Source organism: Nonomuraea sp. PA05, assembly GCF_008086045.1.
GTDB classification, from domain to species: domain Bacteria; phylum Actinomycetota; class Actinomycetes; order Streptosporangiales; family Streptosporangiaceae; genus Nonomuraea; species Nonomuraea monospora.
Map to the genome: position 1 here is coordinate 47,064 of NZ_VSEY01000055.1, position 26,716 is coordinate 73,779.

The 26,716-nt window shown below is 69.6% G+C and carries 35 protein-coding genes and 1 tRNA gene; 17 read left to right on the forward strand and 19 right to left on the reverse strand.

Annotation, left to right across the window (positions count from 1 at the left end; genetic code table 11):
* The first annotated feature begins 5 nt into the window (after nucleotides 1–5).
* Nucleotides 6–1,412 carry a sensor histidine kinase gene (locus FXF51_RS52705; RefSeq protein ID WP_148442407.1) on the forward strand — a complete coding sequence of 469 codons (1,407 nt, stop codon included), beginning with the start codon at nucleotides 6–8 and terminating at the stop codon, nucleotides 1,410–1,412.
* Here the strand turns inward: FXF51_RS52705 and FXF51_RS52710 are convergent.
* Both FXF51_RS52710 and FXF51_RS52715 read right to left on the reverse strand, forming a co-directional pair.
* On the reverse strand, nucleotides 1,409–2,371 hold the full coding sequence (locus tag FXF51_RS52710; protein WP_148442408.1) for a TAXI family TRAP transporter solute-binding subunit: 963 nt from the start codon (nucleotides 2,369–2,371) through the stop codon (nucleotides 1,409–1,411). The two genes, FXF51_RS52705 and FXF51_RS52710, sit on opposite strands and share 4 nt — an antisense overlap.
* 18 nt (nucleotides 2,372–2,389) lie before the next feature.
* Nucleotides 2,390–2,806 carry a MarR family winged helix-turn-helix transcriptional regulator gene (locus FXF51_RS52715; protein WP_187415049.1) on the reverse strand — a complete coding sequence of 139 codons (417 nt, stop codon included), beginning with the start codon at nucleotides 2,804–2,806 and terminating at the stop codon, nucleotides 2,390–2,392.
* Between the two features lie 66 nt (nucleotides 2,807–2,872).
* Between FXF51_RS52715 and FXF51_RS52720 the strand changes: the two genes are divergently transcribed.
* On the forward strand, nucleotides 2,873–3,379 hold the full coding sequence (locus FXF51_RS52720; RefSeq protein WP_148442410.1) for a nuclear transport factor 2 family protein: 507 nt from the start codon (nucleotides 2,873–2,875) through the stop codon (nucleotides 3,377–3,379).
* Here the strand turns inward: FXF51_RS52720 and wrbA are convergent.
* Nucleotides 3,376–3,984, reverse strand: coding sequence for an NAD(P)H:quinone oxidoreductase (gene wrbA / locus FXF51_RS52725; RefSeq protein ID WP_148442411.1), 609 nt, complete (start codon nucleotides 3,982–3,984; stop codon nucleotides 3,376–3,378). The genes FXF51_RS52720 and wrbA overlap by 4 nt on opposite strands.
* 136 nt (nucleotides 3,985–4,120) lie before the next feature.
* Between wrbA and sigJ the strand changes: the two genes are divergently transcribed.
* On the forward strand, nucleotides 4,121–5,014 hold the full coding sequence (sigJ, locus tag FXF51_RS52730; RefSeq protein ID WP_148442412.1) for an RNA polymerase sigma factor SigJ: 894 nt from the start codon (nucleotides 4,121–4,123) through the stop codon (nucleotides 5,012–5,014).
* Here sigJ and FXF51_RS52735 read toward each other — a convergent pair.
* Entirely contained in the window at nucleotides 5,004–5,447 is a 444-nt protein-coding gene (locus FXF51_RS52735; RefSeq protein ID WP_148442413.1) for a GNAT family N-acetyltransferase, read from the reverse strand. The two genes, sigJ and FXF51_RS52735, sit on opposite strands and share 11 nt — an antisense overlap.
* Before the next feature lie 20 nt (nucleotides 5,448–5,467).
* Nucleotides 5,468–6,103: a hypothetical protein gene (locus tag FXF51_RS52740; RefSeq protein ID WP_148442414.1), complete on the reverse strand. Its 636-nt coding sequence runs from the start codon at nucleotides 6,101–6,103 to the stop codon at nucleotides 5,468–5,470.
* A 130-nt stretch (nucleotides 6,104–6,233) separates the two neighbouring features.
* On the opposite strand from FXF51_RS52740, the gene FXF51_RS52745 reads away from it, so the two are divergent.
* A complete protein-coding gene (locus tag FXF51_RS52745) occupies nucleotides 6,234–7,778 on the forward strand; it encodes a hypothetical protein (protein ID WP_148442415.1) in 1,545 nt (514 codons plus the stop codon).
* 61 nt (nucleotides 7,779–7,839) lie between these two features.
* Here FXF51_RS52745 and FXF51_RS52750 read toward each other — a convergent pair whose 3' ends face one another.
* From FXF51_RS52750 to FXF51_RS52775, 6 genes are all read right to left on the reverse strand, one after another.
* Nucleotides 7,840–9,030, reverse strand: a complete 1,191-nt coding sequence (locus tag FXF51_RS52750) for an FHA domain-containing serine/threonine-protein kinase (RefSeq protein WP_148442416.1) — start codon at nucleotides 9,028–9,030, stop codon at nucleotides 7,840–7,842.
* Nucleotides 9,031–10,077 (reverse strand): hypothetical protein, encoded by a 1,047-nt coding sequence (locus FXF51_RS52755; protein WP_148442417.1) that lies wholly within the window; start codon nucleotides 10,075–10,077, stop codon nucleotides 9,031–9,033. It abuts the gene before it with no gap.
* Nucleotides 10,078–10,125: 48 nt separating this feature from the next.
* Nucleotides 10,126–11,289: a protein phosphatase 2C domain-containing protein gene (locus FXF51_RS52760; RefSeq protein ID WP_148442418.1), complete on the reverse strand. Its 1,164-nt coding sequence runs from the start codon at nucleotides 11,287–11,289 to the stop codon at nucleotides 10,126–10,128.
* On the reverse strand, nucleotides 11,286–11,987 hold the full coding sequence (locus FXF51_RS52765; protein ID WP_187415050.1) for a vWA domain-containing protein: 702 nt from the start codon (nucleotides 11,985–11,987) through the stop codon (nucleotides 11,286–11,288). Before FXF51_RS52765 ends, FXF51_RS52760 begins: the two co-directional genes overlap by 4 nt.
* A 138-nt stretch (nucleotides 11,988–12,125) precedes the next feature.
* The gene (locus FXF51_RS52770; protein WP_148442420.1) at nucleotides 12,126–12,992 is read right to left on the reverse strand and encodes a hypothetical protein; all 867 of its coding nucleotides are present in this window, start codon (nucleotides 12,990–12,992) and stop codon (nucleotides 12,126–12,128) included.
* Nucleotides 12,993–13,078: 86 nt separating this feature from the next.
* A complete protein-coding gene (locus tag FXF51_RS52775) occupies nucleotides 13,079–13,501 on the reverse strand; it encodes a hypothetical protein (RefSeq protein ID WP_148442421.1) in 423 nt (140 codons plus the stop codon).
* A 106-nt stretch (nucleotides 13,502–13,607) separates the two neighbouring features.
* On the opposite strand from FXF51_RS52775, the gene FXF51_RS52780 reads away from it, so the two are divergent.
* On the forward strand, nucleotides 13,608–13,880 hold the full coding sequence (locus FXF51_RS52780; RefSeq protein WP_222871865.1) for an LLM class flavin-dependent oxidoreductase: 273 nt from the start codon (nucleotides 13,608–13,610) through the stop codon (nucleotides 13,878–13,880).
* Here the strand turns inward: FXF51_RS52780 and FXF51_RS52785 are convergent.
* Nucleotides 13,877–14,443, reverse strand: coding sequence for a GNAT family N-acetyltransferase (locus tag FXF51_RS52785; protein ID WP_148442422.1), 567 nt, complete (start codon nucleotides 14,441–14,443; stop codon nucleotides 13,877–13,879). The two genes, FXF51_RS52780 and FXF51_RS52785, sit on opposite strands and share 4 nt — an antisense overlap.
* A 57-nt stretch (nucleotides 14,444–14,500) precedes the next feature.
* Here FXF51_RS52785 and FXF51_RS52790 point away from each other — a divergent pair, with 57 nt between their 5' ends.
* From FXF51_RS52790 to FXF51_RS52800, 3 genes are all read left to right on the forward strand, one after another.
* A complete protein-coding gene (locus tag FXF51_RS52790; RefSeq protein ID WP_148442423.1) occupies nucleotides 14,501–14,779 on the forward strand; it encodes a hypothetical protein in 279 nt (92 codons plus the stop codon).
* A gap of 86 nt (nucleotides 14,780–14,865) precedes the next feature.
* Nucleotides 14,866–15,600, forward strand: a complete 735-nt coding sequence (locus FXF51_RS52795; protein WP_148442424.1) for an isocitrate lyase/phosphoenolpyruvate mutase family protein — start codon at nucleotides 14,866–14,868, stop codon at nucleotides 15,598–15,600.
* A gap of 106 nt (nucleotides 15,601–15,706) precedes the next feature.
* Nucleotides 15,707–16,102, forward strand: a complete 396-nt coding sequence (locus tag FXF51_RS52800) for a hypothetical protein (RefSeq protein WP_148442425.1) — start codon at nucleotides 15,707–15,709, stop codon at nucleotides 16,100–16,102.
* Nucleotides 16,103–16,174: 72 nt separating this feature from the next.
* Here FXF51_RS52800 and FXF51_RS52805 read toward each other — a convergent pair whose 3' ends face one another.
* Nucleotides 16,175–17,251 (reverse strand): CU044_5270 family protein, encoded by a 1,077-nt coding sequence (locus FXF51_RS52805; RefSeq protein ID WP_148442426.1) that lies wholly within the window; start codon nucleotides 17,249–17,251, stop codon nucleotides 16,175–16,177.
* Nucleotides 17,248–17,835, reverse strand: coding sequence for an RNA polymerase sigma factor (locus tag FXF51_RS52810; RefSeq protein ID WP_148442427.1), 588 nt, complete (start codon nucleotides 17,833–17,835; stop codon nucleotides 17,248–17,250). The genes FXF51_RS52805 and FXF51_RS52810 overlap by 4 nt, the downstream gene beginning before the upstream one ends.
* A gap of 136 nt (nucleotides 17,836–17,971) precedes the next feature.
* On the opposite strand from FXF51_RS52810, the gene FXF51_RS61450 reads away from it, so the two are divergent.
* Nucleotides 17,972–18,139 carry a hypothetical protein gene (locus tag FXF51_RS61450; RefSeq protein WP_187415051.1) on the forward strand — a complete coding sequence of 56 codons (168 nt, stop codon included), beginning with the start codon at nucleotides 17,972–17,974 and terminating at the stop codon, nucleotides 18,137–18,139.
* A gap of 192 nt (nucleotides 18,140–18,331) precedes the next feature.
* Here the strand turns inward: FXF51_RS61450 and FXF51_RS52815 are convergent, their stop codons facing one another.
* Nucleotides 18,332–18,889 carry a DUF1062 domain-containing protein gene (locus tag FXF51_RS52815; protein ID WP_148442428.1) on the reverse strand — a complete coding sequence of 186 codons (558 nt, stop codon included), beginning with the start codon at nucleotides 18,887–18,889 and terminating at the stop codon, nucleotides 18,332–18,334.
* Between the two features lie 968 nt (nucleotides 18,890–19,857).
* Between FXF51_RS52815 and FXF51_RS63280 the strand changes: the two genes are divergently transcribed.
* Both FXF51_RS63280 and FXF51_RS52820 read left to right on the forward strand, forming a co-directional pair.
* Nucleotides 19,858–19,980: a hypothetical protein gene (locus FXF51_RS63280; protein WP_262380463.1), complete on the forward strand. Its 123-nt coding sequence runs from the start codon at nucleotides 19,858–19,860 to the stop codon at nucleotides 19,978–19,980.
* Between the two features lie 413 nt (nucleotides 19,981–20,393).
* Nucleotides 20,394–21,338 carry an ADP-ribosylglycohydrolase family protein gene (locus tag FXF51_RS52820; RefSeq protein WP_148442429.1) on the forward strand — a complete coding sequence of 315 codons (945 nt, stop codon included), beginning with the start codon at nucleotides 20,394–20,396 and terminating at the stop codon, nucleotides 21,336–21,338.
* Nucleotides 21,339–21,542: 204 nt separating this feature from the next.
* Here FXF51_RS52820 and FXF51_RS52825 read toward each other — a convergent pair whose 3' ends face one another.
* The gene (locus FXF51_RS52825; RefSeq protein WP_222871868.1) at nucleotides 21,543–21,857 is read right to left on the reverse strand and encodes a helix-turn-helix domain-containing protein; all 315 of its coding nucleotides are present in this window, start codon (nucleotides 21,855–21,857) and stop codon (nucleotides 21,543–21,545) included.
* 57 nt (nucleotides 21,858–21,914) lie between these two features.
* Here FXF51_RS52825 and FXF51_RS52830 point away from each other — a divergent pair, with 57 nt between their 5' ends.
* From FXF51_RS52830 to FXF51_RS52840, 3 genes are all read left to right on the forward strand, one after another.
* Nucleotides 21,915–22,478 carry a GNAT family N-acetyltransferase gene (locus tag FXF51_RS52830; RefSeq protein ID WP_148442431.1) on the forward strand — a complete coding sequence of 188 codons (564 nt, stop codon included), beginning with the start codon at nucleotides 21,915–21,917 and terminating at the stop codon, nucleotides 22,476–22,478.
* 166 nt (nucleotides 22,479–22,644) lie between these two features.
* Nucleotides 22,645–22,965, forward strand: coding sequence for a type II toxin-antitoxin system Phd/YefM family antitoxin (locus FXF51_RS52835; protein ID WP_148442432.1), 321 nt, complete (start codon nucleotides 22,645–22,647; stop codon nucleotides 22,963–22,965).
* Nucleotides 22,962–23,372 (forward strand): type II toxin-antitoxin system VapC family toxin, encoded by a 411-nt coding sequence (locus FXF51_RS52840; RefSeq protein WP_148442433.1) that lies wholly within the window; start codon nucleotides 22,962–22,964, stop codon nucleotides 23,370–23,372. Before FXF51_RS52835 ends, FXF51_RS52840 begins: the two co-directional genes overlap by 4 nt.
* A 471-nt stretch (nucleotides 23,373–23,843) precedes the next feature.
* On the opposite strand, the gene FXF51_RS52845 is transcribed toward FXF51_RS52840, so the two are convergent.
* The 3 genes from FXF51_RS52845 to FXF51_RS62235 all read right to left on the reverse strand — a co-directional run bounded on the left by FXF51_RS52845 (nucleotide 23,844) and on the right by FXF51_RS62235 (nucleotide 24,798).
* Nucleotides 23,844–23,919, reverse strand: a tRNA-Ala gene (locus tag FXF51_RS52845).
* Nucleotides 23,920–23,934: 15 nt separating this feature from the next.
* Nucleotides 23,935–24,663, reverse strand: coding sequence for an HAD-IA family hydrolase (locus tag FXF51_RS52850; RefSeq protein WP_148442434.1), 729 nt, complete (start codon nucleotides 24,661–24,663; stop codon nucleotides 23,935–23,937).
* Between the two features lie 15 nt (nucleotides 24,664–24,678).
* Nucleotides 24,679–24,798: a DLW-39 family protein gene (locus tag FXF51_RS62235; protein WP_020542320.1), complete on the reverse strand. Its 120-nt coding sequence runs from the start codon at nucleotides 24,796–24,798 to the stop codon at nucleotides 24,679–24,681.
* Nucleotides 24,799–25,259: 461 nt separating this feature from the next.
* On the opposite strand from FXF51_RS62235, the gene FXF51_RS52855 reads away from it, so the two are divergent.
* The 3 genes from FXF51_RS52855 to FXF51_RS52865 form a co-directional block, all read left to right on the forward strand.
* Nucleotides 25,260–25,481: a heavy-metal-associated domain-containing protein gene (locus FXF51_RS52855; protein WP_148442435.1), complete on the forward strand. Its 222-nt coding sequence runs from the start codon at nucleotides 25,260–25,262 to the stop codon at nucleotides 25,479–25,481.
* Entirely contained in the window at nucleotides 25,478–26,437 is a 960-nt protein-coding gene (locus FXF51_RS52860; RefSeq protein ID WP_148442436.1) for a hypothetical protein, read from the forward strand. Before FXF51_RS52855 ends, FXF51_RS52860 begins: the two co-directional genes overlap by 4 nt.
* Before the next feature lie 21 nt (nucleotides 26,438–26,458).
* The coding region (locus FXF51_RS52865; RefSeq protein ID WP_148442437.1) for a cation transporter at nucleotides 26,459–26,716 on the forward strand (258 nt) is incomplete at its 3' end.

Consider the following 26,716-nt stretch of genomic DNA (forward strand, 5'->3'; position numbering starts at 1 on the left):
GCGCCGTGCGCCGCCGCCTCCTCGTCGTCCTGGTGCCGCTCGCGGTGCTGCTCGTCACGGCGCTCGGGGTGCCGCACAGCGTCACCCTGGCCGAGCGGGAGATGCAGGAGACGTACGTGGACCGGCTGGGCGACGTCGGCAGGTTCGCCTCGCTGGCCGAGACCGCGCTGTCCACCGGCCGCACCGAGGCGCTCCAGCAGGAGCTGACCCGCTACCACGACCTGTACGGCATCCCCGCCGCGGTGATCGACACGTCCGGCACGGTGCTGCTCGGACCGGCCGCCGCCTACCAGGAGGCGGCCCGCGCCGAGCCTGCGCTGCCCAGGATCGTCACCGCCGCGCTGGCCGGAACCCGCTCCGAGCCGTCGGGCGAGTGGGTGCCGTGGGACGGCTCCGCGCTCGTGGTCGCCGAGCCCGTCGGCCGGGACAGCGAGGTCGTCGGCGCCGTCGTGACCATCTCCGACCTGTCGGAGACGCGCTCCCGCGTCCTGCTGCAATGGGCCCAGCTCGCCGCGCTCGGGCTGCTGCCGCTGATCGCGCTGGTCTCCGTCGCCTGGCCGGTGTCGGCGTGGGTGCTGCGCCCGGTGCGCGAGCTGGACGCGGCCAGCTCCCGCATCTCGCAGGGCGACCTGACGATCCGGGCGGACGCCGAGGCGGGGCCGGTCGAGCTGCGGCGGCTCGCCGGGTCGTTCAACACGATGATGGACGCGGTGGAGAACGCCGTGCAGCGGCAGCGGGCCTTCGTCTCCGACGCCTCGCACCAGTTACGCAACCCGCTGACCAGCCTCCGGCTCGCCGTGGAGACGCTGGAGCCGCACCTGGACGGGGGCGGGCGGCAGGTGTACGAGGTGGCCGTGGACGAGGTGAAGGCCATGCAGCGGCTGCTGAACTCGCTGCAGGCCAGCGCGCGGATGGAGAGCATCAGGACGACCTCGCCGGTGGACCTGGACGCGGTGCTGGCCACCCGGGTGGATCGGTGGCGGGCGCTGACCGCGACGGCTGGGCAGACGCTGGCCGTGGAGGTGCCGCCCGGGTTGCGGGTGTTGGAGCCTACGGGCGGGCTGGGGAGCATCCTGGACGAGCTGGTCAGCAACGCCTTGCGGCTTTCGGAGGCGCGGACGGTGGAGGTGAGCGCCCGCGTCGCGGCCATCCACGTGGTGATCGCCGTCCGGGACGACGGGCAGGGGCTGGACGAGGCCGAGCGGGCGCAGGCGTTACGGCGGTTCTGGCGCTCACCACGGCACCAGAACGTGCCGGGCACCGGGCTCGGCCTGGCGATCTGCGCCGACCTGGTCGGGGCGGCCGGGGGCGAGCTGCGGCTGGAGGAGGGGCTGCCCCGCCCGGACGGCTCAGGGCGCGGGTTCGCCGCCATGGTCGCGCTGCCCGTAGCCCCCCAGGACCCGGGCGATTAGCGTTTGCGGGTGCGGAACCAGGCCGCCGCGCCGGGGTGCAGCGGGATCGACGAGGTGGCGATGCCCGTCCGCACGTTGATCTGCCACGCCTCGGGCACCGCGTCGGGCACGGCCACGGTGTCGTCGCGGCTGCCCGAGGTGATCGTGCCGGTGTGCGTGAAGATCGTGTCGGTGATGGCGTACACCAGGTCGTCGGGCAGATCGTTGCGGGCGAGCAGCACGTTCGGCACCGCGACCGTGCGGGTGGCCGGAACCCCGGCGTAGGCCGTCGCGGGGATCGTGGCGGGCGCGTAGGGGCCGGGGAAGGCCGTGAAGAGCGCGTCCGCCTGCTCGTCCAGCGGGATCAGCCGGACGGGGTGCCGCTGCGCCAGGTCGGTGATGGCGGGGGTCGGGACGCCGGTCAGGGAGAACATCGCGTCGATCGCGCCGTCGCGCAGGGCCGCCGCCGACTCGGCCTGGCTGAGGTAGCGGATCGTGGCCTTGACCCGGCCGAGCTCCAGGATCCGCAGCGAGGTGAACTCGGTGCCCGAGTCGTGGGCGCCGAGGGAGACGCGCCTGCCCTTCAGGTCGCGGAAGCCGTCGATCGCCGAACCGGCCATGACCACGAGGTGCAGGTGGCTGTCGTACAGGCGGCAGACCGCCGACAGGCCGTCCGGCGCGCTGCCGTCCGTCGTGATCAGCGCGTCCAGGCTGGTCAGCCCGAGGTGAGCCGCGCCCGCCCGCAACATCCTGATGTTGTCGGTGGACGCGCCGCTCGGGACGGTGGTCACCGTGGCGCCCGGCACCTGCTGGGAGATGTGCTCGGCCAGCGAGCCGCCGATGCGCCGGTACACCGCGCCCGCCGGCCCGGTGGCCAGCCTTAACCGGACGGGATCGATCTCGGGCCGCCGTGAGCAGCCGGCGAGCAGCCCGCCCGCGGCCAGGAGGAGCGCCCGGCGGCTGAGGTGGGGCACGGCCATGCCGAGATGATACGGATCTCAGGGCCCTTCTACGATGCTCCACAACATGCTGTGGAAGCGGGCGTGCTCGTCGGCGGGGATGGCGGACAGGCGTGCGCTGATGGCCGCGTCGCGGGCGACGGCGACCTGGTTCTTCACCTCGACGCCCTTCGGGGTGGCCGCCGGGATGCGGACGCGGCGGTCGCGTTCCGAGACGTTGCGGACGATCAGGCCGTCCCGCTCCAGGCGGTCGATGATGGCCACCAGCGTCGTCTTGTCGATGTCGAGCTCGCGGGCGATCTCCAATTGGGTGCGCTGCGAGCCGTCGCTGACCAGGGCGAGGACGAGCCAGTCACGCAGGTCGGCGAGGCCGGCCGCGCGGGACACCTCGTTGAAGGCCCCTTTGAGCGCCTCGGCGGCGCGGTGGGCCAGCCAGGTCAGATCCTCTTCAGGCATGAGACCGATACTATCCCACCCCATATCGTCTTGCTTCGGATAATCCTTCGTCGTATGGTTGGCGAAATGCAGATGACCCTCGAAGCCCGCGTCCGCCGCCTCGAAGACCGCGTCCAGATCGTCGAACAGGTCACCAGGTACGCGACCAGCGTCGACCGCCGCGACTGGGAGTCTTTCGCGGCCTGCTTCACCGACCCCGTCTTCGTCGACTACTCGGAGCTGGGCAGCCGGACAGGCAGTTTCCCCAGGCAGGAGGTCGTCCGAGGGGTCCGTGAGACGCTCGACGGCTTCACCGCCACCCAGCACCTCAGCCCCAACCACGTCGTCGAGTTCGACGACGACGATCCCGACCGGGCGGTCTGCCACTCGTACATGTACGCGCAGCACCTCCTCGAAGGCGCCGAGGGCGGCGACTTCTATCTGCTGCGCGGCTCGTACACCAACCACCTGGTGCGCACGCCGGACGGCTGGCGCATCGAGCGCCTCGTCCAGCACGTCGCCTGGTCCGACGGCAACGCAGGCGCGGTCGCGCAGGCCGCCGCCCGGAACGGGGCGGCGGCAGCGCGAGCCTAAGCCGCGCGACCGGCCTTGAACGAGGCGGCCGTCTCGGCCACGCGGCGCCCCTGGTGGCGGGCCGCTTGCAGGATCACCTCACTGGGCGGCCCGTCACCGGCCACGTGGGAGGTGCCGTACGGGTTGCCCGACTGGAACTGGATCGGGTCGGTGTAACCGGGCGGCACGATGATGCCACCCCAGTGATAGAACGTGTTCGAAAGCGCCAGGATGGTCGACTCCTGCCCGCCGTGCGCGGTGTTCGACGCCGTGAACGCCGAGTACACCTTGTCCGCCAGCTTGCCCTGGAACCACAGCGGGCCGGTGCTCTCCATGAACACCCGCAGCGGGCTCGCCGGGTTCCCGAAGCGGGTGGGCGTGCCGAACAGCACCGCGTCGGCCCACGACAGGTCGTCGAGACCGGCCTCGGGCACGTCGGCGGTGTCCCGCACGTGCTGGGCCCACTCCGGCCTGGAGCCGATCACCTCCGGCGGGGCGGGCTCGGCGACCTTGCGCAGCCGCACGTCCGCACCGGCCTTCTCCGCGCCCTCGGCGGCGGCCAGCGCCAGCGCGTGCACGGTGCCCGTGGCACTGTAGTAAATGATCGCAACGTTGACGGGTTCCATGGTCAGGTCCCTTCTCGGGTTCGGTTCGCCGGTACGACGAAACGGCCGCGCACAATGTGAGGTGGCGGCCTCACAGTGCGGGCCGCTGTCTCGTCGGATGGGGTGAGGCCGCGACGAACGAAGGAGTCAGCGACAGATGGGCACCCAACCCGACCCGGGACTGAGCGCGATCATGAGCGAGCGGCGGCACCTGCTCAACCTCGCCTACCGGCTGCTCGGCTCGCTGGCCGACGCCGAGGACGTGGTGCAGGAGACGTACGCCCGCTGGTACGCCATGTCCAGGCCGGAGCAGGACGCCATCGACTCGCCCGCCGCCTGGCTGACGAAGGTCGCCGGCCGCGTCTGCCTCGACCTGCTGCGCTCGGCCCGCGCCCGGCGCGAGCGCTACGTGGGCGAGTGGATCCCCGAGCCGCTGCCCGAGCGTCCGCAGCCGGCGACCGACGACCCGGCCGACCGGGTCACCCTCGACGAGTCGGTCAACATGGCCTTCCTCGTGGTGCTGGAGTCGATGACGCCGGCCGAGCGGGTGGCGTTCATCCTGCACGACGTGTTCCGCTACCCGTTCGCCGAGGTGGCCGAGATCGTCGGCCGCACCCCGGCGGCCTGCCGCCAGCTCGCCACCTCGGCCCGCCGCCGCATCCGCGACTCCCGCGTGCCCCCGGCGCCCGCCGCCCAGCAGGCCGGCGTGGTCAGGGCCTTCAAGCGGGCATGGGAGGGCAAGGACATCAACGCCCTGATCGCCATCCTCGACCCCGAGGCCACCGCGACCGGCGACGGCGGCGGCCTGGTCACGGCCGTGCTGCGCCCCGTCACGGGCGCCGAGCCGATCGCGCGGTTCTTCGCCGACCGCATGGACGCCCGGTCCGGCATGCGGCTCGTGGAGCGCACCGTCAACGGCCAGCCGGGGCTGGTCGCCGAACTGGACGGCGTCACCGTGTCGGTGCTCGCGTTCGACATCGCCGACGGGCGGATCAAGCACATCTGGGCGGTGCTCAACCCGGAGAAGCTCCGCCCGTGGACTACGGGGTGACGGCGCGCACCATGAAGACGTCCACCGGGTCCTCGGCCTCGACGGTGAACCCGTGCCGCTCGTAAAGGCGCCGGGCCACGCTGCCCTGCAGCACGTTCAGCCTGACCACGGCCCTCTCGCGGTCGCAGCGCTCCAGCAGCCTGCTCAGCACGGCGGATCCGATGCCCCTGCCGTGCAGCCGCGGGTCCAGGAAGAAGTGCTCCAGCCAGTACTCGCTCTCGGCCGGGCGCAGCGCGACGCAGCCGGCGAAGTCACCGGCCACCTCGATCATCCAGGCGTGGGCGGGCTCGAAGGACTCCCTGAAGCGCTGCCGGACGCGGTGCTCGTCGTAGCGGCCGAGCCGTTCCAGGTCGGGCCTCATCACCACGGCGCGCAGCTCCGCCACCGTCTCGACGTCTGCCCACGAAGCAGGACGAAGCTCCCAATCTCGCACGATCGCGATGTTATCCGGACTTATGACCGGAAAAGGAAGTAATTCACGTGGTCCGCGTGCAGCGACTGGTGGAACTGCGCGGCCTTGGCCTGGGCCGTCTTGTCCGCGGTGACGGCCGTGAAGACGACGAACTTTCCCGTCGCGCTCGACCTGGTCTTGCCGTAGGCGTACTCGCTGAGCAGTTTGTCCCTGCGCCACTGCACGGCCCGGGAGGAGTCTGCCGTGTCCTTGGCGGCCTTCTCGCTGGGAAAGGCCATGATGACCTGCACCGCCTTGAGGTGCCCGCTGTAGGCCGAGTAGGCGAGCTGAACGGCCTGGCCGCAGCCCTTCCCGGCGAGCACGCCCTGCCTGTCGACCGGCGCGCAGGAGTCGTAGGTCCAGCCGCTCACCCTCTTGGCCTTGAACGCGACGCTGCCCATGCGGAAGTTCCAGTCGCCGAACTCACCGTCGGTGAGCTGCGCGTCCTTGCCGGGCGTGGGCTTGTTCTCGCTGGGAGTGGGCTTCGCGACCGGCGGCGGGGTCACCGCGGGGGCCGGGTTCAGGTACCTGTGGACGCTGAGGGCCAGGCCGCCCGGCAGGAGGACCGCCAGGAGCACGACCAGGACGGCGACCACACCGGGGTAATCCCGGGGGCCGGGCTGCCGAGGGTTTCCCATGCCTCGATTGTGCTGTAGTAAGTCACCTTCTGCCCCATGTGCCCCGACCATGGATGTTGTCCGGCTGGCGATGAACACGTTTTAATGACGATGAGTTCGACAGGCCGCCGCCCCAGGGATGGAACGCCAGATGCATGACGAACCGGCACCGGCGCCTTCCCTCGCCGCGCGCGCATGGACGCTCTTACGACAGATCGGGACGCTCTTCCACCGGCGCCTGGTAGTGATCGTCGTCGTGGTGGCCGTCCTGATCTCCACCATCGTGCTGGTCAACTACACGCAGGGCTGGTGGCCGTGGGGTGGTTGCGAGACGCGGAGCGCTGACGTCGTCGAGATCGACGACGAGTGCGTCGGCCTGATGGACCCGGCCGACGGCACGATGGTGCTGGGCAAGGAGTACCAGCAGATCCTGGAGGCCATCGCGGCCGAGAACCGCCAGGTCACGCAGGGCAAGGACCACAGCACCATCGCGCTCATGGCCCCGATGGGCGCCGGGCCGCGCGGCCTGGTCGGCGAGCGGGCACTGCACCAGCTCGAAGGGGCGTTCATCGGGCAGTACCGGGCCAACCGCTCCGAGACGTTCCCCAAGATCCGGCTGCTGCTGGCCAACACCGGGCACGACGGCTCCAAGTGGCAGACCACGGTGCAGGCGGTGCGGCGGAACGCCGCGACGGGCGCGACGGGCAGCCCCGGGCAGATCGTCGCCGTCACCGGGATGGGCCCCAGCCAGCAGGAGAGCATCGACGCCGCGCGCGCCCTGGCCAAGGACCCGGGAATCCCGATGGTCGCCGACTTCATCACCGCGGCCGGGTTCAACACCACCGGCGAGATCGACGACGCCGGGCCCATCCCCGGCCTCACCCGCACGGCCGTCAGCACGTCAGGCCAGCTCGCCGCCATCTCCGAGGAGTTCGAGAAGAAGAAGGTGGCCGGCACCGCGGCCCTGATGTGGGCGGACGTCACCCCGCAGGGCACCAAGGACCTGTACGCCCGCTCGCTGAAGGACGCCTTCCTCGACCCGAAGCTCGGGCTCAAGCCGTACGTCGACAGGTCCGGGCTGAGCTTCCCCTTCGACCCGCGCGGCGGCCCCTCCCTGCTGCGGACGATCAGTGACACGATCTGCGGCACCAAGACCGACATGATCTTCTACGCGGGCCGTCAGGCGTTCATGCCCACCTTCCTCAAGCTGCTGCGCAGCCGGCCCTGCCGGTCCACGCCCATCACCGTGGTCACCGGCGACGACGCCCAGGACCAGGATCCCAACGACCCGTCGCTGCACGACCCCGAGGCCCCGATCAAGGTGCTGTTCGTGCCGCTCGCCGACCCCAACAGGCTCGACAACGAGGCCAACCCGCACCGCCAGCTCTACCGCGACTTCCGCGACGAGTTCGTGGCGCCGCACCACGGGGTGAAGTTCCCGGCGGCGCACCTGGGCAGCGGGCTGGCGATCCTTTCGTACGACGCGGTCACCGCCGCCGCCACCGCGGTGCAGAAGGCCGCGATCGGCGTGGACCCGTCCCAGCTCAGCCTGCCCTCGGCGGCGGCGGTGCGCGGGCAGCTCTACCTGTTCACCGGCACCAACGTCATCCGCGGCGCCAGCGGCGCCTTCACCCTCGACTCCAAGACCGGCGAACGGGTCAACGTCACCGTCCCCACACCCGTCACCATCCCGTGACCCGCGCCATCCCCATGACGCGCACCGCACCATCCCCCGACCGCGCTATCCCGTGACCGCGCTATCCCGTGACCGCGACGATCACCGCCAGCGCCACCACCGCGGCGAGGACGAGCAGCAGCCACCAGCGGGCGGCGGACATCCCGCCGAGCCGCACCCGCTCCAGCTCCCCCGCCTCGGTGAGGCGCAGCACCACAGGGCCGATCCTGAACCGCTCGCCCGGCCGCAGGGTGGCGTAGAGCACGGGCCTGCCGTCGATGAACGTCCCCAGCCCGCCGCTGTGATCGTGCAGCCGGTAGCCGGTGCTCACCTTGCGGACGGTGGCGTGCGCCGGAGCGATCCCCGCGCCGTTGATCACGATGTCGGCCGCGGGCCCGCTGCCCAGCGTGGTGGTCTCCTTCAGCGTTCCGAGGGTGGCCGGAAGGATCACCGTGCGCGGCACCGTCTCCTGCGAGTTCGCCGACTGGTGACCCACGAGGCGGCCGAGCAGCTCCATGCTGGTGGGCCGGCGCGCCGGGTCCTTGTCGAGGCAGCCGGCGATGAGTGACCGCAGCGGCTCGGAGATCACCCGCACGTCGGGCGTCTCGTTCAGCACGCGGTTGATGATGAACGCCACGTTGCTCCCCGCGAACAGCGCCTTGCCTGTCGCGGCGAAATACACGGTGGCCGCCCACGCGTGCACGTCCACGGGCGGCCCCACGTCGGCTTCCGCCCCCGCCACCTGCTCCGGCGCGAGGTAGGCGGGGGTGCCGACGGGCGTAGTCACCGCGGTGGTCGCCTCCAGGGCCCGCGCGATGCCGAAGTCCACCACGCGCGGCCCGTCAGGCCCGATGATCACGTTGGCGGGTTTGAGGTCGCGGTGCACGACCCCCGCGCCGTGGATCGCCGCCAGGGCGGTGGCCGTGTAGGTGGCCAGGCGTTCGAGTGCGGCCCCCGACAGCGGCCCGTGCGTCTCGACCAGCTCCTGGAGGGACGAGCCCTCCACGTACTCGCTGACGATGTACGGCTGGTCGCCGTCCGTCGCCGCCTCGATGATCATCGCCGTGTACGCCCTGGGCACCCGCGACGCGATCGCCACCTCGTCCGCGAACCTCCTGCGCGCCCTCGGATCGGCCGCCCCCTGCGCGTGAATGACCTTGATCGCGACCCGGCCCGCCTCGCCCTGCGCCAGGTAGACCGTGCCCTGACCGCCGACCCCGAGGCGGCCGAGCACCTCGTAGGGCCCGATCCGCCGCGGCTCGCCGGTGTTCATTCAGACTCCCCACGTGACCAGGGCGACGACGGCGATCGCCGCCAGGACGACGATCAGCACCACGACCCCGCCGTGCCGGACGCGCGAGCCGTCCCAGAGCGCGGACCTGCCCCGCCGCCACGCCACCCGCAGGTCGGAGTCGGTCTCGACGTAGATGCGCTCGGGAGTGACGAGCCAGCGCCACGACTCGCCCGCCACCCGCCAGCGCTCGGTGTCCACCGACTCGGGCGCGCCGTCCACGCACTGGCCGATCAGGCGGCGGTGCCGCGCCGGCAGGACCCTGGCCAGCGCGACCTCGTCCAGCGACCACGTCTCGGCGCTCTCCTGGAGGCACCGCACGACGGCCCAGGCGAACTTGTAGTAGTCCGACTCCAGGGTGAACGCCCCCTCACGGGGGAGCTTCCACTGCTCGGGATCGACCTCCGGCAGGGCGCCGCGACCGCCGACCGGGAGGCAGGAGTCGCAGTCCAGCAGGTAGACCGCGGGCGCCGGATCGACGGTGAAGACCGCGTTGCGCAACTGCAGGTCGCCCACCACGTACCCCTGCTCGTGCAACCACTGCACCGTCGCGAGCAGCCTGCCCAGCACGGCCAGCTTGTACGGCGGCTCGTAGTAGCGGGTGCCGTAGTGGTCGCGCAGCGCGTTCACCCGCTCGGGCGACCGGGTCAGCTCGTCGAGATGCCGCGGCACCCGCCGATCGCGCAGCTCGATGAACATCCGCTCGGGAGCGGGCCTGATCAGGATGCCCGTGACCCTGCCCGTGACCCTGCTCGTAACCCTGCCCTGCCGGACCACCGACACCGGCCACGCGCACCGCCGATCGAGCGTCGCCCGATCCCGCCGGGACAGCTCGCGCCGCCAGCGCACCATGGCGAGCAGCGCCTCCTCGTCCAGCCCCGCCAGCGTCTCCTCGTCGTACCGCTTGACCAGGAACCTGCCGGGAACGCCGCTCACCTCGCACAACACCAGGCTCTTGGCCTGGCCGCCGGGGCGCAGGTGGTAGCCGTCGGCGTCCGCCGGGAACGTCAGATCCGCTTCGTCGACCACGTCTGGGGGGTTGTCTGGGGGGTTCATGCCGCTGCCGCCGCACTCCCGTCACAGGACGGCCGTGTCGTGGCGGCCCGCCCACAACGCCAGAACGGTCCGGTCGTCGTCGTAGGTGGAAAGCTGGAAGTCCACGTCGCGCAGGAAGCTGCGCAGCTCGGGCGGCGAGCTCCACGCGGTGACGAGCCGCTGGGCGAGCACGCTGCCGCCGCCGCCCATGGCCGTTCCGAACCCGTCGCTGCACAGGACGAGCACATCACCCGGCCCCCAATCGATCTGCCGCTCACGCAGCTCACCGAGATCATCGGGCAGGGCGGACGTGACGTTTCCCGGACGCTGTCCCACCGGGGGAAAGATCTCGGTCCACATCCCGTCGTGCAGCCACAGGGCGGGCGAGTCGCCGATGGCCGCGCAGGCGGCGATCCCGCGCCTGCCGTCCGCGGGGACCACCCCGATCGTCAGCGTCGTGGCGGGCGGATCCGCCGCCGCCCTCGTGCCGTGCCTGCCGGAGCGCTGGCCGCCGAGCCTGGCGGTGGCGCGCATGACCTCGCCCGCGATGGTCGCGAACGCCGCGTGCCAGCCGAGGTCGGGCGTCAGTGACAGGTTCGTGGCCGCGCGCACCGCCACGGAGGCGGCGTGCTCGGCGTGCAGGGTGCTGCCCAGCCCGTCGGCCACCGCCGCGATCACCCATCGGCCGTCGGCGCTCAGCCGTACCGCGTAGGCGTCCTGCAGAGGCTCGCCGCGGTAGCCGTGGCGACGGCCGCGCAGGCTCACGGCGCGCACCGTGGTCTGCGCGAGCATGCCGCCGTCCAGCGCGACGCCCGGGGCGCGCGAGTCCGCGCCGCCCGCGAGCAGCACGGGCAGCGGTTGCGGGAGGGGGCCGAGCGGCGTTCTGTCGTCGGCCGCCGGGCGGCTTCCTCTGCGGCCGAGCAGCAACTGGCCGAGCAGGACGGCGCCGCCGCCGGCCACGCAGGACAGGATCCACCACGGCCAGCCCGACCCGGACCCGCCTTGCCGCGCACCTGGCGTCACCGTCACCGTCACCGCCGGCTCCGGCTCATCGCGGGCCTCCACCATCGGCCCCGGCTCATCACGAGCCTTCACCGTCGGCTCATCGCGTGACTCCACCGTCGGCTCCAGCGCCGGACCAGAGCGCACCTCCACCGGCCCCAACCCGATGACCAGGAGCAACCCCGCCAGCGCCGCTTTGATCATCTCAGTTGCCGCATCCCGTCAGGCCCGCGCAGCACCGCCGTGTTCCGGTTGACGGAGGCGCTGATGCTGTCGGAGACGGCCTGCGCGATCCCGTGCAGCACCGTCGCCGCCCCCGTCGCGACCTCGCCCGCGAAGGCCAGCACCTCACCCCTGAGCGTGGACGCCACCCGCCGCAGCGTCTCCTCCCGCACCGACCCGAACCCGAGCGCCACGATGTACGGCGCCGGCTGCAGGCTCGCCAGCCGATCGCGCGCCGGCCCCCACACCTCGACGTCCTGAAGGGTCTTGCCGACGTACGGCTCGCCGTCCGTGATGAAGAAGACGACCGGCGCCCGCACGTCGAACTGCTTGGACAGCTTCCTGTGGTCCTTCTGCAGGATCTTCACCAGCTCGCTGAAGACCACCAGGTAGTCCGTCTGCCTGCCGGGCCGCAGCGCCGGAACCCTGATCGCGTCGCACGGCCTGGTCAGCGGCAGCACCAGATCGACCCTGTCCGAGAAGGACACGACGGCGACGTGCGCCGCCTCGCTGACACCCGGATCGCCCGCCTCCAGCTCGAACAGCAACTCGCCCACACAGTTGGACAGCACCTCGAACGGGGTGGGCCGACCGTCCTCGCGGGCGGTGTGCATCGAATGCGAGACGTCGCAGACGATGTAGAAGGGGAAGGCGCGCGGGCGCCCGTTGGCCGATCTCATCGGCTTTTCATCCTGATGGGGATTGCTGGTCTTGGCAAGGTTCGAGGGCATTCGCGCACCTTGCCCGATGAGCCCGCCCAGGCCCCCTTCGACCCGCCACTCGACCCGCGAGCCTCCCCAGGTCGCCTCGCCCCTCCCTCAGCCCAGCCAGGCCTCCTCGGCGCCCGGCCGGGTCGGCTCGGCGCCCGACCACGTCTCTTCCGAGCACAGCACCCGCGCGGCCTCGTGCGGCTCGGCGTCGCGGACGACGTAGTGCCGCCCCTCCATCCCGAGCATGGTCACGACACCCGAGGCCAGCAGGCGGGAGCCGTGGGGGTCGCGCAGGTGCACGATCCTCCCCGCCAGCAGGTTGCCGTCGTGCGGCCGACCGTCGGCCGTCTCCCATTCCCAGCGCCACATCCGGTAGGTGCCGCCCGCGCCCTTCCCCCGCAGATCGACCTCGTCGTCCGGGATCCGGAAGGTGGACGCGTTGCCGGGGTTCAACGCGCCGGCGATCGAGCCCGCGTCGCCGCCGAGAAACCACGCCCACTCCGGGGGTCGTAACGCTTCCCGCCGCATCGGCGCCCACTGCCCGGCCGTCGTCACGGGAACGGGCACGCGGCGGGGCTCTGCCGCGTCCCTCGGCTTCAGGTGAACGATGGGGTCGAAGACATCGCGGACCGGCCAGAACCGGAGCAGCCATCGGCCGGCGTCCTGGTCGCCGACGTGGGCAGTCACTCCGTAGGCGAAGAGGGGCGGGCCGATCAGGAAGTCCTGGCCCGTGTCGTCCGTCACGCCCAGCCGGATCACGCCGGTCTCGGCCGTGAACTCCCGCTGCCCGGTGGGCCGCCAGCCGGGGCCGGGGTGCGGTGGCTCCGCGTCCCATGCCTCCAGGCGGATGGCGACGGTGTAGTAGCCGTCCTCAAGCTCCTCGTCGCGGAACTGCGGGCACTCGATGCCGCCGTGGACGCAGAGGCCGTCCTGCACGTAGAGCTCTTCTTCGAGGTGGCGGAGCAGGTGGGCCAACGGACGTTCCTTCGTGTCGCGGGGGGGATGCGAGACAGCCAGCATGCCCTGCGGCACCGACATTCCCCGCCCCGATCCGGTCCGCGCTAGATGCCGCGGGTCTGGGACGTGCAGCCCGGGTCGCTGGAGGCGCTCGTGTCGAACCGGGCGCCGAGCTTCACATACACCTGGTGCGGCTTCGGCCTCGTCACCGAGATGTTCCGCGTGCCGGTTTTGCCACCCGTGTAGTTGATGACCTTGAACACCGTGTCCGGGGTGGCGTCCTGGATGAAGTGGTAGCGGACGGTGTTCTGGCTGCCGACGTTGCCGGTGATCTTCCAGGACACCTGGTTAAAGACGTGATTGGTGCCGGTCGTGAGGTAGCGGACCCGGACCTCGATGCTGTAACCGCCGTTCGCGCAGCGCGTGACGAGGTACCCCTCGGCGGCGGACGCCATCGCCGGCGCCGCCGTGACCGTCGCGGCCACGCCCATGGCCGCGACGACGGCCAGATTACGCAGGATCTTCATGATGTTTCCTCCCGTAGGTCTGCGATCACATTCTTGGAGGCGGCGGTATGCCGCGGGTATGTGCCGCTGACGCGGGCGGTCGGATATCGATTTCTCAGGAGGCGTCATGCGCACAGGAATCGTGGTCGCGGCACGACCCGGCGTCGAAGAGCTCGCCGCGCGGGCGGAGGCGCTGGGCTTGCGCAGCTTCTGGGTCTACGACACCCCGATGCTGCACGGCGACCCCTTCATGGCGCTCACCTCATGCGCGAAGGCCACCAGCAGCATCAGACTCGGCATCGGCGTCACCTCACCCGCCTCGCCGTCCTGGAACAGGCCGGGATCGACGAGGTCGTCATCCATCCGGTGGTCGATCCCCCGGCGGAGATGGCCGCGCTAGCCGAGCTGATCACCTGAAACGCTCTCAGGAGGCCAGTCGATCACCCTGGACGAGGACGGGCCCCACGCGTACTCGACCACAGGCAGCTCGAACCCAGCCGGGAACCGTTCCACGAACTCCCTGGTCGGCTGACCGCCGAGACGCCGGTAGAACCCGATCGCGGCGGCGTTGTCGCGCAACACCTCCAGGTAGACCGTCCTGCCAGGATGCCACTCGGCGGCCCAGCCGAAAGCGTGGCACACCAGCCGCCTCCCGATGCCCGACTGCTTGCGCTCCGGCTGGACGTGCAGGTTGTCGAGCAGGACCCGCCCGTCGCCCTGCACGGCGAGATAAGCGAACCCCACGACGGCGCCGCCCTCGACGGCGACGAGCGCGCAGCGGGCATGATCCGGCTCCGCGGTCTCGGCGGCCAGCCGGGTGCGCCACATGGCCTTGCGCTCGTCGAGCAGGGAGGCGTTCAGGTAGCTGGCGGGCATGATCTCGGCGTAGGCGGTCAGCCAGCTACGAGTGTGCAGCTCGGCGATCTGCTCGGCGTCGTCCTTGGTGCCGGGTCTGATGTGCATGGCGTAGAGATTCGCATATGGGCTGATCGCGCCATTGATCAGGGCGACAATCGGGACATGAGATCGCTGACGACTGCCTGCGTCGCACTGACCTTGCTGCTCACGTCCTGCGGGTTCGGCACCAAGCAGCGCGTCATGCGCTCTTTGACCGAGATGGAGCGGTTCGCCCGGACGATCGGTCCGGAGGACGACGTGAGCGAGAACGGGCCGAGCGTGGACCCCTACGGTTACGTCTGGAGCCCCGAACGCGCGCCGATCGACGACTCCGAGCCGGCGGTCGCCTCGACCTTCGAACACGTCCAAGGCCCCTGGTACCGCTGGAGCGACAGCTACTGACTTCACCAGGCGGCTCCTGTCACGAAGGGAGGCCGTCCCTCGTCGTACCAGTGGAACCAACCACCACGGACGACAAGGAACCACCCATGACAAACACGACCCTGCTCCGCGACCTGCACAAGCCCGGCACCCCCCTGATCCTCCCCAACGTCTGGGACGTCGCCTCCGCCACCATCGTGGCCGAGGCCGGTTACCCCGCCCTGGCGACCGCCAGCGCGTCCATCGCCGCCATGCTGGGGTACGACGACCACGAGGGCGCCCCCGTCGACGAGATGCTGGACATCGCCGCCAAGATCATCCGAGCGGCGGACGTCCCGGTGACCGTGGACGCCGAAAGCGGCTACGGCCTGCCCCCGGAAGAGCTCGTCGAACGGCTGACCACCATCGGCGCGGCCGGCTTCAACATCGAGGAGATCGACCACCGCGCGGGCAGCCTCCTCGACACGGACACCCAGGCCGCCCGCATCGCGGCACTGCGGGCGGCGAGCCCCGACCTGGTGATCAACGCCCGGGTCGACCTGTTCCTGACCGGTTCCCCATCGGTGGAAGAGGTGGCCGAGCGGGGCCGCCGCTATCTGGAGGCCGGCGCCGACTGTGTCTTCCCCATCATGGCGCCCTCGGAGGAGGTGGTGGCCGAGCTGGTCAAGGCCATCCCCGGGCCGGTCAACGTCACCTGCCTGCCCGGCATGGACCTGGGCAGACTGGCCGCGCTCGGCGTGGCGCGCGTCTCGTTCGGCCCGATGACCTACCTGACGGCGCTGGACGCGCTCAAGTCCATGGCCGGCCGGATCCGTTCAGGACAGGACCCCTACACCGGCTGAGGCGCTGTCAGCAGGCGCGTCAGGACGGCGACGGCTCGGTATCAGGGCGGTCGGCGAAAGTTGGGACATCGAAAGTTCGCAACCGCTTCGAAGGAGCACCGCCACCATGTCGATCACCCTCACCGACCAGAACAAGCTCACCCTCCGCACCGCCGCCTGGGGCGCCGTCTCGCTGATGTCCGCCGCCGGCGCCGCAGGCTCGGCCCACAAGGTCGCCACGCAGGGCTCCATCGCTCTGACCTCCGCGACCGGCCTGGTCGGGCACGTGCTGGCCAAGGCGCCCAAGGGCATCAAGTACGGCAAGAGCACCGCCGACCTCGCCGACCAGGTGCTGCCGGCGCTGACCGCGTCCATGAGCCTGCTCAAGCAGCAGGACGCGGCCGAGGCCGGGAACTTCCGCCGGACCGTCCTGGTCGCCATCGAGGCCGGCGTCCAGCAGCAGAACAGCCCCACCCTGGCGGAGATGGCCCGCAAGATCACCGAGGCCCTCGACGCCGCCTGACCACCATGCCGACCTACGCCGCCTCAGCTCGTCACGGGCTTGTCCCGAGAGCCCGTGACGAGCAGGCCCAGGTCAGCAGAACAACGGCTTCCCGGCGTCCTTCGGCACCTCCGGCATGGAGTCGACGACCTTCACCGACAGCACCGCCGTACTGCCACCGGGAATCTCCCTGATCCGTCCCCCCTCCTGCGTCCCGATCCAGCTCCGGTAGCCGAGGAACCGGTAGGTCGTCGGCTCGAAGATCAGCTCCCCGCGCTCCCACCCGCCAGGGCTATCGAACTTGATCGACGCGCCCACCCCGCGCCGCCCGGCAGGGTCCGTGAGCTCAGGGACGACGGTCACCGTCGGCATCTTCGACATCGCACCGAAGACCGTCGCCCTGGTCGTGGCGGAGGTCAGCGGGTTCTGCGCCAGTCTCAGCAACGTGCTGCCGATGACCTTCTGCACCCGCATGTGAATCTCGTTCTGGCTGAGGTTCGTCTCTCCTCGCCTGCGCTGGTCCGCTTGGACGAACGTCTCCGCGTCCCGCTGGATCTTCGCCAGCAGCCGGTCAGGCTCGGCGGGAAGGCCGTCGGCCGGGACCGGCCTGCTCAGCGGGCTCTCCCGGCACTGTCCCGCACGCTGGTACTCCACCGTTCCCGGAGCCTGCACGTGCTCGGGCCGCCCGCCGCCGATGACCTTGATCTGTCCATACGTCGAGCGCGTCAGCGCCTTGTCCGCGTCCCCGCCCGGCATCCACACCTCCCGATGTACGTCCTGGTTGTACTCGCCCTGGGAGCCGGAGGCGAACGTGACATCCTTCTGCTCGACGTAGACGAATTGTCCCGGACCTGGCCGTACCTCCTCCCGTGCCGCGGCCGAGGCGGCATGCCGGAGCAGCTCGGCGGCGCTGGCCGGAGTCGTCCCGAACGGAACGGGGTCGTCGCCGGCGCGCACCAGCACCAGCCCCGCCGTCACCGCCGCCGCCAGCCCCACCGCCACACCGACCCGCACCGCCCACCGCCTCGCGAGAGGACGCCGGGCCGGTGCCATCTCCGTGGTCACCGCGGCTTGGGTGCTGAGCATGGCCCGTGCGCGCGCGACCGCCTCGGGCGTGGGCTCCGGCAGGCTGTCGTAGTGGTCCCTGATCGCTTCGAGTTCGTTCGTCACAACGCCTCCCCGGCGGGCCCGATGATCTTGCGGAGCTTCCTGCGGGCGCGGTTGAGACGCGATCCCACCGTTCCCTGCGGTATGCCGAGAGCCTCGGCCACCTCGTCGTAGCTGAGCTGGGCGCAGGCGACCAGCAGCAGGACGTCCCTGTCCCCGGCCGAGAGCCGGGCCAGGCCCGCCGCCAGCCGCGGCTGCATGACCGCCGCCGAGACCCGCTGCACCACCCGTTCGTCGTGACTGGCGATCTCCACCGTGCCGGCGCTCCTGGCCAGCGCCCGATACCGGCGAGCCTCGGCGCGATGATGCTCGGCGACCAGGTTGGCGGCGATGCCGTACAACCAGGGACGGGCACTGCGGCAGGTGAGATCGAACCGGTCACGGCTGCGGAAGGCGCGCAGAAAGGTCTCCGCGGCGAGATCGTCCGCCGCCGACTCGCCCAGACGCAGGTGGACGAAGCGGTGAATGGCCGCGAAGTAACGGTCGAAGACGGCGCCGAAGCGGTCCGGATCGCGTCGCGACGCCTCGATCACCTGCGCATCGGTGTCCTCGCCGGGAGGCGCCGAATCTTTCGGGGGAGCTGTCATGCATGCCGGCCTTTCAGGCGTCTCCATCGGAACACCACTGGTTCGGCGATCCCCCGATTCGTCTTCACGATCCATGCGGGTGAACTTCCGGCCTCCTCGGGGCAGTGGTTCGTACGTCAGCCACGAGGAGGAGCCGATGGAGCCGATCGGGAAGACCGACTACGAGACCGAAGCTCGCAAGGCGCTGCAGAAGGGCGACGTGGCCACGGCACAGGTGTGGGCGACCTTGCATCAGGCTGAGGTTTTCAGTCGAGGGTTGGAGAAACTCGAAGAGGCCGTGCATGCCATCGCGTTGAAGCCGTGACTCATTGTCGCGTGCCGACGGGTGGGTGGGTTCTCGCCCACCCGCCCGTGCCCTTGAACGCCTGGTACGCATGGTCTGAATTCATCCGGCGGCTGAGGTGTCGATGAGTTGCTCCTTTCTCCTGTACGCCTGCTCCTCAACCGCCGGAGCCTGGTCGTCGACCTCAGAACGGAACACCTTCCCGGCACCCTCCTATGACACCGGCTCCATCAGGACGAACGAGAAACCCTGCTTCGTCCTGCGGTTGATCGGAACATCTGTCCTGACTCTCCGGGCGATTTCACCGCGGCTGATTCCCAGCCCGTGCGCGATGAGCCATTCTGGCCGGACGGGCACGGGATCGTCGAAGGTGACCGCGACTGTGACGCATGAATCCTCCGGAACCGGAGGCGCATGCAGTTCCCAGCGCCCCTCCCAGTCGAGCGCGAACCGGTTGCGGCGCGCGAACAGCGGGTCGAAGAGCGTGTCCTCGACGAGGGACGGCGAATCGGCCCAGTACCCGGCCAGCCGCCCGGCGGGCAGTGACCGGACCGGGACCCGGTCGTGAACGCTGAGCTTGCTGGTCCTGCCGCAGGAAGCGCAGTTGACCAGCAGCCAGATGCCGAGCAGTTTGCCGTTGCAGTTGACGCGGAACTTGCCGTCGCCGATGGTGGCGCGCTCGGAAGGGCAGTCCACGCACCGGAGGGTGAGCAGGGGCATGCGGGTGCGCCGCACCACCCAGGGCAGCGCGATATGAGGATGTGAAGACATGATCTCTCTTGAAGACCTGATCTCTTGAAGACCTGACGAAGAGCACGGAAAACAGCGCCGACGGCGTTGCTGTCGTTGCCGTCGGCGGTGACGGATGCGCTGAGAAGGGTCAGGTCTAGAGAGCAGGCGGCGTCATGCGCGCGAAGTCCTCACGTAGGGGTCGACGCTCAATCTAGGCAACCGCCGACCGCAAGATCCACCTGTTTTTGTCGTGGTGGGGTGGCTGTCGTGTGTTCCGTATGGACCTGTTCAAGGCAGGGTTGATGTGGGACGTGCACGGAAACGCACGCATCAACAGCACTTAGTGATCACTCCGCGAGGAGCTCAAGATCTCGGGGGCGAAGATGTGTGATTGTCCACCGTCCGCGCATATCCGTAGTGCACCGTCCGACCCCCGGCGAGCCGCCAAGCCGATCGGCATCGTGGTCGCGTTCGCCGTGGCCGTGGGGGTCAGCGCCGGTCTCGGCTACTCCGCCGGCCAAGCCCTCCACCGAGACCGCCCGCCCGCCGTCCACGCACGCACCGCCCTCTCCGCGCCCGTCCTCCAGTCACGACCCACCACCACCGAGCCCGCGTCCGCCGTCTCCCGCGTTCCTTCCCTACCGGTGGCACAGGCGTCGCCTGTCACGTCGGAGCCTTCTCGACCGGCTACCCGGCCGAAGCGGTTCGTCTCGCGGAAGAAGGACGTCCGGCAAGCCCCGGTCCGCAGGCCCGCCACAGCCGTCGAGCAGCGCACCCACGTCGCAAGTCCGCAACGGCGTGGAATCGGCGGCCAGAGAGTCAGCGGACAGAAAACCGTCGAACAGGGGAAGCGAACCCGCAGGACCGACACCCCCACGCGTACCATCCGATGCCCCCGCGGACACCCTTGCCTTCGCCCCGTCCCACGCTGGCTCCGTGGCTTCCCGCACTTCGAGCGGGACTGAGACCATGCCCCTGCTGCGGACACGTGAGGAACTCACTGGGCCATGAGCGCCGTCCTGGAGGGCAGGTCCTTCACGTACGCGTTCCGCCTGCTCTCCCGCAAGGCCGCGATCGGGAACGGCGGCGGCATCTTCACCCCCTGGAAGCCCGCCTTCGATTTGGCATGACGTGGGGTCTTCAAGGTCGGCCGGCGACAACGCCCTCGTCGGGGGTTCGCGGGGGGCCGGGGTACGCAAAGCGGTCATCAGGTACGCGGACGAAACCCAGGCGGAGCTTCCCCTGGAAACGGCGGGCGGGCATGGGAGTGTGCGGTGGTGTCTCTGACGAGGTGAAGTCCCGCTCGTTCAAGCTGTCCGCCGAGCTGTAGGACGCGAGGTCACCGACACCGTACGGCGCATACTCCGAACCCCCGAGCGCGAACCCGCGGCAGCATCCCGACTGCCTTACCCTCCTTGCTGGACGGCGAAGTGCTCTCTCTCGCGAAGCGCCTGACACGTTCTGCTCGCTGCTCGCTGCTCGCTGCTCGCGAACAAGCAGAGCAACGTCGCCCATCTCGCTGCCGAACTTCTAGCCTGCTGGGGTGAATCCTGTGCAGCGTGCCATCGGCGCGGTCGTCGGCTCGGCCGTGGGCGACGCGCTGGGAGCTCCGTTCGAGTTCGGCCCAGCAGGCGCGTTCTCCTCCCGCTTCCCGGTGCCGGGCGCCGGCGGCGAGATGGCAGGAGGCGGCGGCTGGGACGCCGGAGAGGCCACCGACGACACGCAGATGGCCGTCCACATAGCCGAATCACTGCTCGAACGCGGCGGCCTGGACCTGCCGGACATCTTCGCCCGCTTCCAGCAATGGGCGGCCGACGAACCCAAGGACATCGGCCTGCAGACCGAAGACGTACTGACCCGCGGCCTGCCCTGGGACCAGGCCGCCACCGCCCATTACCGGACCAGCCACCGAGCCGCGGGAAACGGCGCCCTGATGCGCGCCACCCCGTCAGCGGTGTACTTCGCCCGCGACGGCCGCCAGGCCACCATGGAAGCCGCCCGGCGCATCACCGCCCTCACCCACGGCGACCCGGCGGCATGGGAAGGCACCGCGATCTTCCACGACCTGATCCGTGTCACCCTGAACGGCACCAACCCCTTGGACGACCTGGCCCAGACCCTCGCCGCCGTCCATCCCGACCACCGCCGGCGCTACGCCACCGTCCTCGACCCCACATGGCATCCCAGCCAGGCCACCGAGTTCAACGGAGCCGTCTGGCCCTGCCTCGGCTCAGCCGTCTGGGCCCTGCGCACCACCTGCAGCTACGAGAGCGCCGTCCGCGCCGCCATCGACCTGGGCGGAGACACCGACACCGTCGCCGCAGTCACGGGCGGCCTGGCAGGAGCCGTGTACGGGCCTTCGGCCATTCCCACCGGCTGGACGGAGCTTCTCCACGTTCCACTACCTGGAAGCGGCGGCCGGACCCTCCGGCTGCCCGACCTTCGCGCCCTCTCCCGTGACCTCGTAGAACCTGCACAGGCGAGCTGATGACGAGCCAGCCGGGCCGGGCGCCACGATCTTCCGCCGCCAACGCCCGTGCCGCGCGCTGGGGCCGCCGATGAGCGTGCGCGTAGAAGGCAGCAACTGCTTGCGCTCGGACCGCTCGGCGCAGACGGCGTGAGAGGACCACCTGCGCCTCACCGGCGGAGAGTCTTCGGGCCTTGGGAAACCGACATACGGTCTCGCTCCGCCTCAAGCGATGGCAGCGATGTCACCGTCGTCGAAGTAGATCGATTGGTGGAGCCGGCCGCCCAGAGCAGTGGCGTACTGGGCAAGCACGTCCTGCCCGGAAATTTTGCCTTGCTCGATCTGCGAAATGCGGCCCTTGGTGACCCCCATGCGCTGCGCGAGGGCTTGCTGGGTCAGCCCGCGACTCCGGCGAATCTCAGCAAGCCGATGCCCTCGCACCTTGGCGAGGAGTTCCTTCTTGCCCGCCTCGATGGCCTCCTCACCGCCGGCACGTTCGACATGCTTGGCACGAACGTCCTTCCAACGCACATACCCCATCACGATCCGCCCTCCTCCGCCCCAGTGTTCACCACACCAGCCTGAGAGAATCGGCTGATGATCTCATTGACGACCGAGCGGCTTGTCCTGCGTAGCCCAAACGAAGACGATATCGATCCGCTCGCCACGATGAACGCAGATCCGGAGGTCATGCGCTACATCGGCGATGGGTCGACGTTGCCTCTGGACCGCGATCGAACTGCGGCTGGGATCGCCCGCGCTCAACAGGAATGGGAAGAGCGTGGCTTCGGGATGCTTTCCGTGATCGTGCGGGAGACTGGACGGTTCGCCGGGTGGGTGGCACTGACTGTGCCGACCTTTCTTCCCGAGATTCTTCCTGCGGTGGAGATCGGGTGGCGTCTGACTCGCCAGCATTGGGGTGCCGGCTACGCCACGGAGGCCGCTGGAGCGCTGCTCCGATTCGGGTTCATCGACTGTGGCCTCGATCGTGTCGTCAGCATCCGGCATGTCGACAATCTTCGCTCAAAGCGAGTCATGGACAAGCTCGGTATGCGGTTCGGGATTGAAACCGTCGTACCTGCGCATGGACAACCTGTCGCAGTCCACGAGATCACCCGTGCTGACTTCGATGCCATCGAGCTCACGACGACGGCTCCCTAGGATGACCTCACGCGTTGGTTCTTTGGTGTAGGTCCGCGTGCCAGGCCTGGTCACGGCGGCCGCGCCCAGGGAAGTGGTCGCTCGCATCACGAGTGCCATGCAGGATTGACCGCACCACGAGTGCCACCATGTAGCACCAAATAGCACCGCCCGGTAGACTTCCGATGTGAGCACTCCTGAGCCTGACCGCTCCCATGAGATCTCTCAACGCGACCTGCGCAATCGGTCAGCGGAGATCATGGATGGCCTGGAACGCGGGGAGCGGTACGCCGTTACCCGTAATGGCCATCACATCGGCGATCTAGTCCCTCTCCGCCGTCGGCGCCGGGCCGTGTCACGCGCTGAGTTCGCCGCCGTGTCGCGTGGCATGCCACGACTAGATGACCACAAATATCGCGAGGACATGGACCGCCACGTCAAGGACGATCTCTACGATCCTTACGATCGCGCCTACGGTAGAGGCGAATTCGCTGAGGACGAGGGATGACCGACGTCCTAGGACTGCTCGACACCAACATCCTCATTCTGCGCGCGGGCATCGATCCCGACGAACTCCCCGATGAGATGATGATCAGTGCCATCACCACCGCAGAGCTCTCGGTCGGCGTCTTGGTGGCGAGAGGGCCACAGGAACTCGCCCAGCGAATGAAGATCCTGCAGACCGCCGAAGCCGAATTCGACCCACTCCCCTTCGACGACACCGCAGCCCGCGAGTACGGCCAGCTGTGGACGGCCGTGATCGCCTCAGGACGCAAACCACGCCCCCGCACTGCAGACCTGATGATTGCCTGTGTGGCGATCGCAAATCAGCTTCCCCTGTACACCTGTAATCCCAAAGCCTTCAAAGGCCTTGATCACCTGCTCGCCGTTGTCCCGGTAACCCGTCCGCAGTGAACCAGCGCGTGAACGGAGAGGACTCCAGCTCGGTGTCATCCCGCTGGTGGGCTGCATCGCGGTCCTGGTCGGCATCCCCCACGAGAACAAGTCGCTGAATCTGCGGGCGTCGCCCGGCCAGGGCCTCAGCCGTGCCGGCCCGAGTTACCAACTGATACGCCCGAACCGCGGATCCCGTGGGAAGAACAACGCCACCCATGCCCTTTAAGCGCAGGCGCAGCCTGCGTCTCCCCAGAAAAACGTCTGAGCGGAGCGAAGGCCCGCAGGGGTCGAGGCTCTGGCTCGACTGGAGGAAACGGCTGAAGTCCCATGCGCGAAGCGCCCACCGCGAAGACCTTCTTGCGCGCCGGAGGCGCGCTCGGGGAAGACAGCCCGAGCGATAGCGAGGACCGCTCGGGGCGGGTCACGAGGGGCAAGCACCCAGATGGGCAGCGGGTGGGTGAGCTGTGGCCCACCTACCCGCGCCCTTCATGGTGGAGCCTAGGAGATTCGAACTCCTGACTTCCTGCTTGCAAAGCAGGCGCTCTGCCAACTGAGCTAAGGCCCCTTCGACGAAGATAGCTTACCGGGCGGAGGAAGCTACCTGCGTCGTACCAAGGTCATCGCTCAGAATCAGGTTCGGGAAGTCGGCGATCGAGTCGAGGATGTGGGTGGCGCCGCCCTTCAGGAGGCGTTCTCTGCTGTGAACGCCCGTCATGACGCCGGCCACGATCGAGGCCCCCGCCCGCTTCCCGCAGAGCATGTCGCTCTCCGAGTCACCGATGACGGCCACCTGGCGTACGTCGGGGACCCCCAGCCGGAGTACGGCGTGGAGGACCATGTCGGGCCAGGGGCGGCCGCGGCCGCCGGCGTCTTCGGGGGAGATGGCCAGGTCGATCTTGTCGTGCCAGCCCAGGACGCTCAGGACACGGCTCAGGGTGGTGCGGCTGAAGCCGGTGATCAGGGCAAGCTTGATGCCGGTGCCGCGGAGCTTGTCGAGGACCTCCAGGACTCCGGGTATGGGGACGAGACCTGCCCGCTCCAGCGCTCCCTCGTAGGAGCGCTCGAACGTCAGGTTCGCCGCCTGGGCCTGGGCCTCGTTGCCGGGAAAGATCCCACGGAAGACATCGATCTTGGGGCAGCCCCGGGACCGGTGCACGTGAACCATGGCACGCGCGTACGCTCCGGTCCCGGGCACTATGCCCTGGGTCGCGATCGCCTCGGCGAAGGCGCGCTCGACCATGGCGATGTCACCGACTGTGGTACCTGCCAGGTCCAGGCACGCCAGCTTGATGGGGACGACGTCACTCATCGCCTCGCCGGTCGGTTAGTTCTCGCTACCGGTCGCCTCGGTCCAGAGATCGAGCTCTGCGCGGTCGGCCTGCACCTTACGCCAGATCAGCAACCCCCCGAGGGCGATCAGCGCCAGAACGAGCAGCTTCTTCACGGTGTGACCCCACTTCTTCGACGGTCTCACCTGCCGGGGTGAGACCCAACGGTTGACAAGCAGCCTAGCAAGGTATGGCTGCGGTCCCTGTGTTGTGCACAGACCAGATGGGCCGAATGTGTGGCCCATCTGGGACAACAGCTCGATCATGCCAAATATCCAGCCTGGATGCGCACGAGCCCGGGCCCATGCCGGGAGGAGGGTGGAGGGCGTTGAGCCGGAGTTGACGTACCCCGTGGGGGTATATTACGTTGCGGATACCCCCAGGGGGTACGGGAAGTGGAAAGGGTGGCGGCGCGCCGGGAGGGGCGCGTCATCCGTATCCAGAGGAGACGAGAGAAACGTGACCCGAATCTCATGAGAATCGCGTTCTCATACCCTAGGGGGGTACGGTGTTAGACTCGAGGCAGAGACTGGAGACAGCAGTGCGAAGCGCGCGGCACAGCCACAGGGAGACAGCGATGAGCAGCACCACCACCGCCACCTACACCGTCAACGGCATGACCTGCGGCCACTGCGTGAGCTCCGTCAAGGAGGAGGTCAGTGAGGTCGGCGGCGTCACGAACGTCGAGGTGGACCTGGCCACCGGCCTGCTGACCGTCGGCAGCGAAGGGCCCGTCGACCGCGCGAAGATCGCCGCGGCGGTCGAGGAGGCCGGATACGAACTGGCGGATCGGTCATGAACACGGCCGCCAAGCTCGGCTCGTACGCCCTCGGCCTGGCCGTCGTCTTCGGTGGCGCCCTGGGCGTGGGCAAGGTGGTGGGCCCGACCTCGGCGAGTCCGGTCGTGGCCCCGCCCGAGGCCCATGCGGCCCTTCCTGGACACAGCCAGCCTGAGGCCCATGCGGGTGACGGCCGGCCCGAGCAGCAGCATCAGCAATCAGAGCAGCAGACCAGCCATACCCCCGGGGGGCTCCAAGTGTCGCAGGACGGCTACACACTCAACCCGATCACCTCGATCACGACCGGCGTTCCCACCGACTTCAAGTTCACCGTGATCGGCCCCGACGGCAAGCCGGTCACCGGCTACCAGGTCGAGCACGACAAGAAGCTGCACTTCATCGTGGCCTCCCGCGACCTGACGAGCTTCCAGCACCTGCACCCCGAGATGGCGGCCGACGGCACCTGGTCGGTCAAGCTGACGGTACCCAAGGCGGGCGCGTACCGGGCGTTCGCCGACTTCGCCCCCACGGGCGGCGAGAAGCTCACGCTCGGCGCCGATCTGCAGGCCGCGGGCGACTACCGGCCCGAGCCGCTGCCCCACGTCAGCCGTACGGCGGCGGTGGACGACTACACGGTCAACCTGGCCGGCGACCTGGTCCCTGGCCGGTCGAGCAAGCTCACGCTGACGGTCAGCAAGGACGGAGAGCCCGTCACCGACCTGGAGCCCTACCTTGGGGCGTACGGTCATCTGGTGGCCCTGCGGGCAGGCGACCTCGCGTACCTGCACGTGCATCCGGAGGAGAGCGAGAAGTCGGGCCCCGAGATCACGTTCTACGCGGAGGCGCCCAGCCGCGGCGACTACCGGCTGTTCCTCGACTTCAAGCATGAGGGCAAGGTCCGTACGGCGAGCTTCACCGCCACGGCCACCCTGTCGGACGGGCACGCCCCCTCCGCGACCCACGACCACAGCCACTGAACGAGAGGAAGGTGAACGGTGATGTCCCAGGTCACCGGTGACCGGCAGAACGCGGTCGAGCTCTCCATCGGCGGCATGACGTGCGCGTCTTGCGCGAATCGGATCGAGCGCAAGCTGAACAAGCTGGACGGTGTGACGGCGACGGTCAATTACGCGACGGAGAAGGCGCGGGTGACGTTCCCGGACGGGATCGCGCCGGAGTTGTTGGTGGCGGAGGTGGAGAAGGCCGGGTACACGGCCGAGTTGCCGGCCGCCGCCCCGCCGGCGACCGCTGCCGAG